General features: G+C 58.9%; 10 protein-coding genes and 2 tRNA genes. 5 read left to right on the forward strand and 7 right to left on the reverse strand.

Annotated elements, in window-relative coordinates:
* Positions 1-93: 93 nt before the first annotated feature.
* Positions 94-1,830, reverse strand: a complete 1,737-nt coding sequence (dauA, locus tag I6L35_RS18100; RefSeq protein ID WP_216978956.1) for a C4-dicarboxylic acid transporter DauA — start codon at positions 1,828-1,830, stop codon at positions 94-96.
* A 487-nt stretch (positions 1,831-2,317) separates the two neighbouring features.
* Between dauA and I6L35_RS18105 the strand changes: the two genes are divergently transcribed.
* Positions 2,318-2,393 (forward strand) — tRNA-Asn (locus I6L35_RS18105).
* A gap of 4 nt (positions 2,394-2,397) precedes the next feature.
* Positions 2,398-2,473, forward strand: a tRNA-Asn gene (locus I6L35_RS18110).
* A gap of 234 nt (positions 2,474-2,707) precedes the next feature.
* On the opposite strand, the gene I6L35_RS18115 is transcribed toward I6L35_RS18110, so the two are convergent.
* Positions 2,708-3,478, reverse strand: coding sequence for a hypothetical protein (locus I6L35_RS18115; RefSeq protein WP_201950638.1), 771 nt, complete (start codon positions 3,476-3,478; stop codon positions 2,708-2,710).
* A gap of 230 nt (positions 3,479-3,708) precedes the next feature.
* Between I6L35_RS18115 and I6L35_RS18120 the strand changes: the two genes are divergently transcribed.
* On the forward strand, positions 3,709-4,260 hold the full coding sequence (locus I6L35_RS18120) for a lipoprotein (protein WP_005337065.1): 552 nt from the start codon (positions 3,709-3,711) through the stop codon (positions 4,258-4,260).
* 195 nt (positions 4,261-4,455) lie between these two features.
* On the forward strand, positions 4,456-6,453 hold the full coding sequence (locus tag I6L35_RS18125) for a hypothetical protein (protein ID WP_216978957.1): 1,998 nt from the start codon (positions 4,456-4,458) through the stop codon (positions 6,451-6,453).
* A gap of 84 nt (positions 6,454-6,537) precedes the next feature.
* Here I6L35_RS18125 and glgC read toward each other — a convergent pair whose 3' ends face one another.
* Positions 6,538-7,812, reverse strand: a complete 1,275-nt coding sequence (gene glgC, locus I6L35_RS18130) for a glucose-1-phosphate adenylyltransferase (protein WP_005337070.1) — start codon at positions 7,810-7,812, stop codon at positions 6,538-6,540.
* Positions 7,813-8,001: 189 nt separating this feature from the next.
* Here glgC and I6L35_RS18135 point away from each other — a divergent pair, with 189 nt between their 5' ends.
* A complete protein-coding gene (locus I6L35_RS18135) occupies positions 8,002-9,642 on the forward strand; it encodes an EAL domain-containing protein (RefSeq protein WP_216978958.1) in 1,641 nt (546 codons plus the stop codon).
* Here I6L35_RS18135 and I6L35_RS18140 read toward each other — a convergent pair.
* The 4 genes from I6L35_RS18140 to I6L35_RS18155 form a co-directional block, all read right to left on the reverse strand.
* Positions 9,605-10,099: a hypothetical protein gene (locus I6L35_RS18140; RefSeq protein WP_042055706.1), complete on the reverse strand. Its 495-nt coding sequence runs from the start codon at positions 10,097-10,099 to the stop codon at positions 9,605-9,607. The genes I6L35_RS18135 and I6L35_RS18140 overlap by 38 nt on opposite strands.
* A 175-nt stretch (positions 10,100-10,274) precedes the next feature.
* Positions 10,275-10,637 carry a DUF2750 domain-containing protein gene (locus I6L35_RS18145; RefSeq protein ID WP_005337077.1) on the reverse strand — a complete coding sequence of 121 codons (363 nt, stop codon included), beginning with the start codon at positions 10,635-10,637 and terminating at the stop codon, positions 10,275-10,277.
* Positions 10,638-10,817: 180 nt separating this feature from the next.
* A complete protein-coding gene (locus I6L35_RS18150) occupies positions 10,818-12,122 on the reverse strand; it encodes an inosine/guanosine kinase (protein ID WP_005337079.1) in 1,305 nt (434 codons plus the stop codon).
* Between the two features lie 185 nt (positions 12,123-12,307).
* Complete coding sequence (locus tag I6L35_RS18155; RefSeq protein WP_216978959.1) at positions 12,308-12,700, reverse strand: MAPEG family protein; 393 nt, start codon at positions 12,698-12,700, stop codon at positions 12,308-12,310.
* Between the last annotated feature and the right edge of the window lie 11 nt (positions 12,701-12,711).

Here is a 12,711-nt window from a genome sequence, read left to right on the forward strand (position 1 = left end):
GCTTTTGGTCAATGCAATTTTTTACTTTTTGCGTTCGTTTGCTCAATATACGAACCAAGTGACTAAAAATATGCCGTTTCGTATCCCTTTCAATCAATTTACTGCCGCTTCGTGCAAATGTTCACCTTTGAGCGCCTCTTCCAGCGAGCCGTAAAATTCCAGCTTGCCGGGCTGCGGCCGCACCTTGGCACGGGCCAGGGTCTTGAGCGGTTGGAACTGCAACTCGGCCACCCGCAACTCGACACCGGCTTTAGCCATCTGCTTGCCAAAGTGGAGGAAGGCAGACAGGCCGCCCGCATCGAGGATGGAAACCGCCTCCATCTGCAACACCAGCACCTTGTGCCCTTTCACTTGTGATTCCAGCTCGGCAAAGACCCGTTCGGCCGCTGCGAAGAAGAGCGGGCCGTTGATCTTGTAGAGCAGGCCATTGTTCGGCACCTCATGGGTATAGCGCTTGTGCTCGGCCAAATCGTGCAGTTTGGTCATCTTGGCGATTTCGCGCATAAAGAGCAGGGACGCCAGGATCACCCCGAAAGTGATGGCGATGACCATGTCGAAAATGACGGTGAGCGACAGGCAGACCAGCAGCACCAGCACATCGGATTTGGGCGCGCGACGGATCAGCTCCACCACCTTGTGCGCTTCACTCATGTTCCAGGCCACGATGAGCAGCAAGGCAGCCATGGCCGAGAGCGGCAACCAAGAGAGCCAGGGGGCCAGCACCAGAATGGCGGCCAGCACCACCAGCGCATGGACGATCCCCGAGACGGGGGACGTCGCGCCTGCACGCACGTTGGCGGCAGAGCGAGCGATGGCGGCGGTAGCGGTAATGCCGCCAAAGAAGGGGGCGAAGATGTTGCCAAGCCCCTGCCCCACCAGCTCGGCGTTGGAGCTGTGCTTGCGACCTGTCATCCCATCGAGCACCACGGCGCAGAGCAGCGATTCGATCGCCCCCAGCATCGCCATGGAGAAGGCGGCAGGCAGCAGCCGCTCAACAGCCGCCAGGTTCCATTCAACTGGCAAGCCATCAGGTCCGGGCAAGGCCCAGGGCATCACCAGGGTCGGCGCGATGGGCGGGATCCCCATCCCCTGGGTGCCATCGGCCAGGGTATAGCTGAACTTGCTGCCGATAGTGGCCACATCCACCCCAAAGTAATGGAGGCCAAAACCCAGACCTACCCCGACCAGCACCGCGGGCAAGTGGCCGGGCACCGGCAGACGCAGGCGTGGCCAGAGCAGCAGCACGGCCAGTGTTGCGACCCCCACCAGGGTATCGCCCCACTGCCAGCTTGGCAGGGCGGCGGCCAGCGCTTCGACCTTGCCCAGATAGGTTTCCGGCATCTCGGGCACGCTTAGGCCAAAGAAGTCCTTGATCTGCAAGGTGGCAATCACGATGGCGATCCCACCGGTAAAACCCAGCGTCACTGACGGGGGAATGTACTCGATAAGGCGGCCAAGACGGGCCATCCCCATCGCCACCAGAAAGAGGCCGGAGATGAGCGTCGCCATCAACAGACCACCGACCCCGAACTGCTGGGCGACCGGATAGAGGATCACTACAAAGGCAGCGGTCGGGCCGGAGATGGAGTAGCGGGAGCCACCGGTCACGGCGATCACGATTCCAGCAATGATGGCGGTATAGAGACCGTGTTGCGGCGGCACACCGCTGGCGATGGCCAGTGCCATGGCGAGCGGGATGGCGATGATGCCCACCGTCACACCGGCGATAAGATCACGGCCGAAGCGGGCCATGCTATAGGGTTCATCAATACAGGACTGGCGTAAGGCTATGGCGAGCTTCACGCTATTTAAAGAGGCTTGCTTGTGCATGTATATCGTAATACCAGAAGAGGGAGATAAAGGCCGGAGAGATCCGGCGCCCGATCATCATCAAGGGCCGGCAGGGCTGTCGACGCGGCGATGGTATCCTGCGTAACCTTACTCCAGACGGGCCATTTTTTCGATGGGCAGGATCAATGAAACGCGCGCTCACCCATTATTTGGCCTATTTGCCGCCAAATCGCCGATCTTGACTCCTGCTCTCTCCCTTTTAGCCACAAGGATCACCAATTGAGTCTTGTTGGCTTGCCGGCACGTTCGCGACATCATGCTGTCATCATCAGGTTGATGCGAACCGAGCCAATAACCCCAGGGCCGGTTGGGGGCTGTGATGGCAAGAGACTGATTGTGCTGAAAATAAACCGCAAAGCACAACTTTTGGGCAAACAGTCCGAAAATCCGGTTTTCGGGAAATTCGCGGGTTGACACCCGCCGCCCTGGTCATTAATATTCGCCCCGTCTTAACGAGACAGGCAATTCCTCCTTAGTTCAGTCGGTAGAACGGCGGACTGTTAATCCGTATGTCACTGGTTCAAGTCCAGTAGGAGGAGCCACTTTTCCCTCGTAGTTCAGTCGGTAGAACGGCGGACTGTTAATCCGTATGTCACAGGTTCAAGTCCTGTCGAGGGAGCCAAATTCTAAAGCCCAGCCTTTTGGCTGGGCTTTTTCGTATCTGCTGTTGTTTGCCTCAAACGTATCTCGCTTTCCCATCATCCTTGGCTGCTCGCAATCCAGATTCCCTGTTTTCGCTCAGTCTCAACCCGACTCGATGATGACTCTGATTCCTACCCGGCCAGCTCAGTTGACTACATGCTTACGAGCAGGCTGTTTCCCAGAAAGTCGGGCATGACAAAACAGGGTGAATTACTTATTGGCGGGTGACCCGGATCTGCAGGGTCTGGCGCTCGCTCTGGCTGCCTCGCGCTCCCTGTAGCTGGGTACCGAGGCGGCTCCCTTGATCTGCCGAGCTGGTCGAGAGCTCCCCCACCGTCAGCCACTGGCCAGGGGCTCCACTGACCTCGGTGGCACTCTGCCCACGATTGATGGTGCCCTGATCCAGCCTCGCCTGTTCGCTGCTGAGCGCAATCTGCACCCGATCGCCAATCAAGGTGGCCGTAGCATAGAGGCCATTCACCAGCGGCATCATCCCCACCACGGCGCCCCCGTTCCACTGATAGAAGGTCACCGGCTGATAGGAGCCCATCTGCAGCAGCACGGGACGACCCGACAGCCCGCGCACCTGCCAACTGTCGTTCTGGCTGCGCTGATACTGCTGGGCATTGCCATCGAGCAGCCACTGCCGCTTGGCCTCGTCGCGACTGATTGAGCCCCCCAGTTGCTGACCGCTGGCAGCCCCATCCACCCGCCACTCGATAAGCAGGCTTTGCGGCGGCTGGTTGATCTGCGCCAACGTGGCTTCGGCCTCCTGCAGCTGGGCTGGCGTTCCGCTCAGCACCAGCTGGTTACCCATGGCGCTTACCCCAAGCTGGGGATAGATCTCCTTGAGGGTCTGCACCGCCGCCTGCGCCTCGAAGACCGGGATCACTTTCACCTCGGCCCACAGCGATGGGCTCCAGAGTCCCATCATGCAGCCAAGCCACAGCAGCGCCCTGCGGCCAACCTTGCCCATCAGAACCATTGCGATCTCCTTGTTCTCTGTGCTCTTCTCGCTCTCTGTTATCGCGTAGACCCACACCCGCAGCCAACTGATCGGCCCTATTCCGCTCACCCGTCGATGATGAACCCGGCGGTTACCAAAAAACAATCGGGAATGCAGCAACTCCGTGATTTCCCACGGTATGAGGCTCTCATTCCACGCCCGTTATCGCGTAAGATAGCGCCATCATAGTTGCCCAAGCGGAATCCATCATGTTGAAACAGCTGTTGTTACTCCCTCTCGCCCTATTGCTGGGGGCCTGCTCCCTGACCCAGTACAACGTCAGCGAGGCCGAAATCAACCAGTACCTCAAAGATCAGGTCTCTTTTGAAAAACAGCTGGGGATCCCCGGCATCATGTCGAGCAAGATCCGTCTGGATGAGATGCAGAGCCGTATCGGCCGCAAACAAGCAGATCGCATCGAGCTGGACGCCGCTGGCGACCTGCAGGTGAGCAGCCCCCTTGGCAGCCAGCAGATGAAGATCCGCTTTGCTTTGAGCGCCCGTCCGGACTATGTAGCCGATCAGGGCGCTATCTATCTGCGCGACCTTGAGCTGGTCTCGGTCAAGACTGAGCCGGCCGATATCGGGGCCGCCCTCACCCCGCTGCTGCCCACCTTCAATCAGTCGCTCTCCCTGTTCCTGTCGCAGACCCCGGTCTATCGCCTCGACAGCAGCCGCAAGAACGAAGCCAGGATCAAGGAGAAAGTCGAAGCCCTCAAGGTGGAGCCTGGCCGTCTGGTCATCCCGTTCAAGCTGCTCTGATCCCCGCAGCGCTGGCACTTTCAGCGCGTTCAACAGATAACCGTCCTCTTCGACAGCGCACATCCGGTTTAACGTGCAGCCGATCGGGACGGTTTTTTACTTCTCAAGTCACCCTCAACACAGCATAATGCAGACCATTCTCATTTAGATTCGTCATGAGAAGCGTCAATAATAAAACCAATGGTGAGAAGGGACATGAGAAAAACCGTACTGGTTCAGGCGATCGCCTGCGCACTGATCAGCGGCGCCGCACACGCTGCCGTCAAAGTCGAAGACAAAACATTCAATACCGCCGCCAACATGCTGGCCTATACCGAATTCGAGCTCTCCGGTGAGCCGCTGGCCGAAGCGCTGGGGCTGGATCTGGATGTGCTGGATGCCAACCGTGCCGATGAGCCGACCCCGTTCGACTTCGCTGCCGGCATCGAATCCTACGAATACTCCGAAGAGGCGATGTACGCCCTCAACTACCAATCCGGCATGGGCCCGCATCTGGTGAACGGGCCGCAAAACCTGGCCCGAGGCGGCACAATGGCCTCTCTGGGGCAACGGGTGTTGGCCATGGCCGATGCCGTTGGCTTCCCGGCTGATGAAGTGCCGCAGGGCATGTATCCCCTCTCCCTGCCCTACGCCTCCGCCAATCCGGAGTTTGTCCAGGCCGTCAACGCCACCCCTGTCAATGGCGACCAGATCACCATCAAGACCGCCAAAGGGACCGAGAAAACCGTCAAGACCCAGGTGCCAGCCTACTTCCGCGACTACAGCACCCTGCGCTGGAGCGGCAGCGACAACCTGCTGGTGCCCGCAGCGGTGGGTGGCATCCTGCTCAAAGAGGTGATGTGGTCGCAAGACTTCCTCGGCGGCATGCACGTGGCCGAGACCGATGAAGAGGTAGAAGCCGCCTCCGCCACCATGGATCAGGATGGCAAGCACAAGCTGGGCGTCTCTGCCGCCGATGGCTTCAACGGCATGATGCTGACCGAGCAGTCCATCGACAAGCTGGCCATCATGCAGAACCAGCTCGGCTTCGATGGCAAGCAACTGGGCGCCAAAATCACCCCGCAGTACGATCCGGCCAAGGGCGTGATTTACTTCCCCCATCAGGTGAAAGTGACCGAAACCAGCAACAACGATGCCGGTGCCATCGGCAAGCTGGAGGTGGTGGATGGCTCCGCCCAGCTGCGCGATGCCTGGATGATGCTGTGGCCGCTCTCCGAGTTCTATGCCTTCAGCGATCAGCGCAGCGCCAACACCAACCAGAACCCGGCCTTCCACGCCGTGTTTGACGGCGCCCCGTTTGCCGCCGCACCGGCTGCCAACAAGACCAATGACTTGGGCAAAGCGGTCGCGGGCAGCGATGCCTTCTCGCTGGCGATCAATCTCTCCAACCTCACCTTCAAGAACCTGGCAGCCCTGTACTTTGATACCAAGGCAGGCACCCTTGTCGACAGCTGGCAGGCAGGCAAACAGGGCAAGCACGTCACCACCTTTGACGCCGCTTACGCACTGGTCGCCCTGCAGATCTTCCAGCGCGCTCAGGATGCGCTGCCGGTCGGTTACGCCGCCGGTGACAATGGCGAGCTGAACCTCAAGACCAAGCAGGGTCAAGAGGCGCTCGACTTGATCCGCAAGCAGGCCGATTTCATCCTTGCCAACCTCAAGGGCAAAAATGGTCTGGTGCATGACGGCATCACCCTGGGTGGCAAGCTCGATGCCGGCCACTCCATCGATGCGCAGTTCGCCGCCATCCGTGGTCTGACGGCTGCGTTCCTCGCTACCTCCGATGCCAAGTACCGCACTGCCGCCCGCGAGCTGTTTATCGCTGCCGACAAGGCCTACTTCAATGCCAAAGCGGGCACCTGGCTGGCGGGTAAACAGGGTGAATACACCCCCTGGACCCAGGCTGCCATCTCCGGCGCCCTGCGCTCTGCCATGCTGAACCTGCGCAACGAAGGGGCCGAGAAGGCGCCCGAGCTGGAGCTGGCCAAGCTGACCGGTCAGTACGTCAGCTGGTTCCGTGGCACCGTCAACGGTGGCATGCAGATGGCCGAGTGGATCGGTGACTCCGGCGAGAACATCATCGAAGGTGCCGGCAGCGACACCGATGAAGATGGCGTACCGCAAGTGACCGCTGCCGGTGGCAAGCACGGCACCGCCATGGTGATGGCCGCTAAAGCAGTGGTTAGCGAGTAATCCTCGCCATTCACCAGCATGAAAAAGGGAGCCAAATTGGCTCCCTTTGCATTACAGCGTCTGACACAGTTTCAAGGGTCTCCCTCAAACCAGCTTGTCCAGCATCTCCTTGGTCACCAACACAATCCCCTGCTCGGAGCGGTAGAAGCGGCGGCTATCCTCATCGGCATTCTCGCCCACCACCAGCCCATCGGGCAGCACACACCCTTTATCCACCACCACCCGGCGCAGACGGCAACCGGCGCCAATCTCGACCCCGGGGAAGATGATGGCCTGATCCAGGGTGCAGAAGGAGTGCACCCGCACATTGGTAAAGAGCACCGAGTTGAGCACGAACGACCCGCTGACGATGGTCCCGCCCGAGAACATGGAGTTGATGGTCATGCCATGCTGACCGTTGCGGTCCTGCACAAACTTGGCCGGTGGCGTCAGGGTCTGGCTGGTCCAGATGGGCCAGTTCTGATCGTAGATATCGAGCTCGGGCAGCACGGAGGCGAGATCCATGTTCGCTTCCCAGAAAGAGTCCAGCGTACCCACGTCACGCCAGTAGGGCTTTTGCCCCTCGCGCGCCCCGACACAGGACATGTTGAAGGGGTGAGCAAATGCCATCCCCTCCTCCACGATGCGGGGGATCACATCCATCCCGAAGTCGTGTTTGGAGTCCTGATTGTGAATATCCTCCTCCAGCAGTTGGTAGAGGTACTCCGCCTCGAAGATATAGATCCCCATGGAGGCCAGCGAGCGATCTTCGCAACCCGGCATGGCGGGCGGATTGGCCGGTTTTTCGACGAAGGCGCGGATCTTGCGCTGCTCGTCGATATCCATGATCCCGAAGGCGGATGCCTCGGCCCGCGGCACCTCGATACAAGCCACAGTCACCTTGGCACCGAGGCGCACATGGTCGAGCAGCATGGCTGCGTAATCCATCTTGTAGATGTGATCCCCCGCCAGCACCACCAGGTATTTGGGGCCGTAGTCACGGATGATATCGACGTTCTGATAGATGGCATCGGCGGTGCCGCGATACCAGTGCACCTCGTCCACCCGTTGCTGGGCAGGGAGCAGGTCGATGAATTCGTTCATCTGGTAACGCAGGAAGGACCAGCCCGATTGCAGGTGACGCAGCAGGCTGTGAGATTTGTATTGGGTGACTACACCAACGCGGCGGATCCCCGAGTTGATACAGTTGGAGAGCACAAAATCAATGATCCGGAATTTGCCACCGAAATGGACGGCAGGCTTGGCGCGGTTGTCAGTCAACTGCTTCAGGCGACTACCACGTCCACCCGCCAGCACCAGTGCCATACTCTGGTTCAATAATTGTCGTGCTTTGGCACTATTTTCGGGCTCTAACAACATGATTTACCTCTGCCTTGTTTGATCTATTTTCAACTCATCTTCGCCTGTTTCGGCACCTGTGAAAGTGGTTTCACTCACATTTAACCAATCTCAATTGACCCTTTTCACCGAGTTGCGAGGAATAGCATGCTTTGCTCCGCCAGCTTGGTTAAAATTCCCCCACAAAGCAGCCACTTCAAGGATGACAAGATGGTTCACAAGCTCGGACGTACCCTCTTTCTGATCGCCACCATAGTGACCATACCCCTGCTGCTCCTGCAAGCAGTTTGGTTAGCCCTGCAGAGCACACCGCTCACTTTGGCCATTATTCTGGCCACCACACTGCTTGGCATGATCCTTTTGTTGATGCTGGCCATCCGCACCATGGATGGCATGCTCCAGCATCAGGAGCTCACCTGGATCAAGGCGATCAGAGGGCGGGATCCCTCACAACTCGATGAGCCCGCCTCCCAGGAGGTGCTGCAACAGCTGCTGGAACAGTTCGAAAGCGCCGAGCAGAGCGCCCATCGCCAGCTGACCGAGCTCAGCAACCTGGCCACCACCGACGAGCTGACCCAGCTACTCAACCGCCACGCGTTTCGCCGCGACATGACCGAGTTGCTGCAGCGGGATCAGGACACCCAGACCGCGACCCTGGTGCTGATCCGTGCCACCGAGCTTGGCAAGATCAACGCCCAGCGCGGCTTTCAGTCTGGTGATGCCTATATCAAGGACATGGCCGCTCTCATCAAGCGGGTGGTAAGCCGCTTCCCGGGCAATCAGGTCTACCGCATCTCGGGGGCCGATTTTGCCGTGCTGGTGCAACCGGTGGCCAATATTCCCCCCCATCTGCTGGGGCAGGATTTGAAGGTGGCCTTCGATCACTATCAGGATCAGCACGAGCTGGAGAGCACCGGTTACTCGGGGCTGACCAAGCTCAGCAGCGGCCAGAAAATCGAATCCGTGCTGGCCAGAGCGGACCTGGCGCTGGCTCGCGCCCAGACCGAAACCATCAACGGCTGGGCCATCCAGCAGGATGACAGCGCCTCCGAGCTGCAAGGGCAACACCACTGGCGCGACGTGCTGACCGACGTGCTGGCACAGGAGCGACTCAGCTTTACCTACCAGCCGATCCAGCCCCTGCACCGCAGCATGCTGGCTTACAACGAGATCTACACCCGCTTCAGCGGCAATGACGGCACCGCCCTGCCCACCGACACCCTGTTTGCCATGGCACAGCGGCTGGATATGGTGATGCGGCTGGAGCAGCTGGTCATTACCCACATCATGCGCCAGTACCGGGCCTTTGGTGCCAACCAGAGTCGCTGGGGGATCAACCTCTCCCCCAACCTGCTGCAAAACAGCGCCTTCCTGATCTGGCTTGACCGCCAGCTGCTCAAAGATCCCAATACCAGCGCCAATCTGGTATTCGAACTGGATGAAGAGCATCTGGAACGCAACCTGACCGGTGCCAAGCGGGTATTTGAACTGCTGCGCCGCAACGGCAGTCGCTCGGCGATCGCCAATTTCGGCAAGGGGATCGGTTCCTTTACCCTGTTTCGCGAGCTCAAGCCCGACTACATCAAGCTGGACCCTGCCCTGATCACCGGGCTGGAGCAGGATCAGACCAACCAGCAGTTCGTGCGGATGATCGTCGATGTATCACATCGGATGGGGTGTCAGGTGATTGCAGAGGGGGTGGAACAACTTGGTCAGAAACAACTGCTGCAGGGGATGTACGTCGATGGCTTGCAGGGCTATCTGATCGCCCGGCCGCAACCGCTGCGACCGGATATCAGCCAGCTGGGGCTCTTTACTGAGGATGCTTCAGCTTCAACAGGGTCAGAATGATGTCATTGAGCTGGCGATAGCGCTCCAGCTCTTTCTGATCGTAACGGGTCGCCAGTGTGGTGGGGTTGTGGCGGTTCTTGAGGTAACGGTTGATTTGCAGGCGATTGAACCCCGCCACCTGATAGACCTGGCCAAGCAGGGTATTGAGTTCATCGTGCTCCAGACCTGCTCTGGCCAGATAGTCCCCATCGGCGGGACTCTCGGTCTGGTGACTCCACTTGCCAATGCGACCGCTCTCTTGCAGATAGCTGAGCCACTGCTCGATATAGAGCGGTTTGCACCCCGCCAACAGGTTGAAAAAGCCCACCGCATCGCAACGACAACCGCTCAGGAGCACGACAGCCAGCTGATCATCATCGCACTGGAAGGTCACTGGCCCGGCTTGCGCCCAATCCAGCGCCTGCACCCGAATGCTGGCCTTCTCACCCGCAGCTCCCGTTACGTCGAATACAAACATGGCGCTCCTCCCTTGGCAAAAGGTTGATGATGGACCATCCCCCTGACAGGTGCAAAGGCAAATCGGCTTTTAACTCATCAATCGGGCCATTCGACCATAAAAAAGACCGGCACCCTCACGGATGCCGGCCTTTGTCCCGATGGCCTGTGCGTTCAGGCCATCAATGGAGGCGCTTTCAGGCGTCCAGTTCAACCAGTGCCTTGGCCAGCTCGATGGGTTCGAGCTCCTGGCCTTCCAGGTCGGCGTTCCAGTTCGGGCCAACCAGTACATCATCTTCATCCAGATCGTTGATCCAGATATCGAGAAACTCTTCCAGATCGATCACTTCCGGCTCGTAATCGGCCCACTCGTCAACACAGTGCAGACGAGCGTCCTCTTCGGCAGACCAGAGCGGCATCACGTCGGCATCTTCAAATTCGGCTGAGCGGCAGACGACCCAGTCTTCCCCATAGCGCAGACCCCACACCTGACCCGACTCGCGGACTTGTTCGATAAACAGTTGGAAATTGGCGTCAAGGTTGTCGTTAAGCATGCTCATGGGATTCTCTCTTTCTTTCGGGTGCTGCGGTATTGTCGGGCGACAATACGATGGCCAAATGGTGTCGCAAAAGTGACATGGACTCAAGCATATTGGGGTTATTCCGGGAAAAAAGCCGAGATAACTCATATTTGCCTGCAAAAACGCCTCCCGATGGAGGCGTCTTGCAGATTCAGGAGATCAACGCTCCCAGTAAACCTCTTCCAGGCTGTCCTCTTTCTCCGGCAAACCGCGGGAGAGACGGGGACTGCTCTGGGCCAACACCTCGTAGCTGACGCGGTTGGCGTATTTGCACACCTGGGCCAGTGAGGAGTAAGTCAGGAACTCGGAGATGTGCTTGGCGGAGTTGGGCACATTCATCCGGTGATAGGAGTTGGCCACCATGTCGTGCAGCACGGCGGAAAGGGCGCCATCCCCTGCCCCGTTGGTGTTCTTGATCTTCTCCGGGCCACCCATATACGGGGAGATGTGGGAGTAGATACGGGCCGGTTTGCGGCACTTGGCACGGGCCATCGGGCGGCTGAACTCATACATGTTGAACTCGGGGATAACGCCCGGCAGCAGGGTATGAGTGGTCTCGCGCTTGTAGTCCTCGTCGGTGTAGCTCGCCATGTAGAGGCCGATGGGGCCAGCAGTACAGAGCACCATGTCGGCCCAGTCGAGCGCCTTGTCGGCCGCACCGAGCGGATCAGCGATACCGGTCAGGGCTTCACCTTCGTCTTCGTTCATCGCCAGCACGGTCACGTTCTCGGCAATGAAGTCGCGCCACCACTGGGGGTTTTCGTCGATGACGAAACGGGTGCCCAGGGTCAGCACCACGGGAATACCGGCCTCACGGGCATAACGCACCGCAGTCATGGCCGCCTCTTTCATCGGATCACCATCGTCACCGCGTACCAGATAGGCGGTGATCACCAGTGCAGACGCCCCTTTGATCACATCCTCCGGAATGTGCTGCACATCCAGCTGGTTCATCTTGCCGGCGTTGATGCCGAAGCTGCGCTCGCCGCACTCGGTGATGAAGGTGAAGCAACGGCCGATGGGGCCATCAACCGGCTGCAGATAGTCCAGATTGACGCGGGAAGAGGTGTTGCACAGATAACGGTAGGCGTAGCAACCGATGCGAATGTCCTGACTCATCACACCCAGCAGGATGGAGTGGGAGTCGGCCAGTACCGAGTAGTTATGTACCGTGTTGCCGATGGTGCCACCGGCAAACTCGCTCACCACCATGTTGTTGGCCTTGAGCTCGTCATAAATGCGTTCTGCCACGTCGTCATTGATGACGACGGAGTGCCCCTTGCTCAGACCATAACGGGTCAGAAAGTCTTCATCCACATGGGCTTCAATATCAACCAGGGTCTGATCAATCCCGACCACGTAGGCTTTGCCCAGCTCGGTTAACAGGGGATTTTGCGGAACCAGGGGATCGCGTCTGTCGACAGGGAAGTAGTGTTTGGACTTGCGCTGACCGGGAAATTTCATGGCAATGTTCTGTGCTCTGGGGGAAAGAGGGGCGGGATTTTAACACAATCCGCCGCCCCGAAAAGTCGCCCTGTTTAAATAATGGAGTCAGTATAGACAAGGCCCGCAAGGAAAAACGTTTGCCTTTTCACCATAAAAAACCACCCCGTCCGGGGTGGTTCAGTAGCATAAAAAAGCGCCTGTTTTCAGGCGGCCGCCATGCCCTGCAACAGAGCCAGCACCGAGAAGAGGCCGAGGGCGATCCAGAACAGCAAGGTGCCCAGAAAACGGGGCACATTGGGGGCTTTGGGGATCTGGATGCCGATGGCATGCAGGATGCGGCCAACCAGTAGCATGGCGCCACCCACATGCAGCCAAAGCGCACCGGCACCGGATAGCTCGCACAGCGCCATCAGCAGCAGGGTCAGCGGCACATACTCGGCAAAATTGCCGTGGGCCCGGATCGCCGCCAGCAGCTCGGGGGCTTCCCCCTGCCCTATCATCACCCCGAACTGGGCGCGGCGTTTGACAACCCAGAAGGAGAGCCCCAGAAACAGCAGTCCAAGCAGGCCTGCGTAGATCAGCGTGATATGTACCATGACTCGACTCC

Origin of the sequence: Aeromonas sp. FDAARGOS 1405 (genome assembly GCF_019048265.1) — a bacterium.
In the GTDB taxonomy this organism is placed as follows: Bacteria; Pseudomonadota; Gammaproteobacteria; order Enterobacterales; family Aeromonadaceae; genus Aeromonas; species Aeromonas veronii_A.

Coding starts and splice junctions, on each gene's coding strand:
- I6L35_RS18115 (WP_201950638.1), bottom strand. CDS start 3,478: ATGGTTCTGATGGGCAAGGTTGGCCGCAGGGCGCTGCTGTGGCTTGGC.
- I6L35_RS18155 (WP_216978959.1), bottom strand. CDS start 12,700: ATGGTACATATCACGCTGATCTACGCAGGCCTGCTTGGACTGCTGTTT.
- I6L35_RS18140 (WP_042055706.1), bottom strand. CDS start 10,099: ATGTTTGTATTCGACGTAACGGGAGCTGCGGGTGAGAAGGCCAGCATT.
- I6L35_RS18150 (WP_005337079.1), bottom strand. CDS start 12,122: ATGAAATTTCCCGGTCAGCGCAAGTCCAAACACTACTTCCCTGTCGAC.
- I6L35_RS18120 (WP_005337065.1), top strand. CDS start 3,709: ATGTTGAAACAGCTGTTGTTACTCCCTCTCGCCCTATTGCTGGGGGCC.
- I6L35_RS18145 (WP_005337077.1), bottom strand. CDS start 10,637: ATGAGCATGCTTAACGACAACCTTGACGCCAATTTCCAACTGTTTATC.
- I6L35_RS18125 (WP_216978957.1), top strand. CDS start 4,456: ATGAGAAAAACCGTACTGGTTCAGGCGATCGCCTGCGCACTGATCAGC.
- dauA (WP_216978956.1), bottom strand. CDS start 1,830: ATGCACAAGCAAGCCTCTTTAAATAGCGTGAAGCTCGCCATAGCCTTA.
- glgC (WP_005337070.1), bottom strand. CDS start 7,812: ATGTTGTTAGAGCCCGAAAATAGTGCCAAAGCACGACAATTATTGAAC.
- I6L35_RS18135 (WP_216978958.1), top strand. CDS start 8,002: ATGGTTCACAAGCTCGGACGTACCCTCTTTCTGATCGCCACCATAGTG.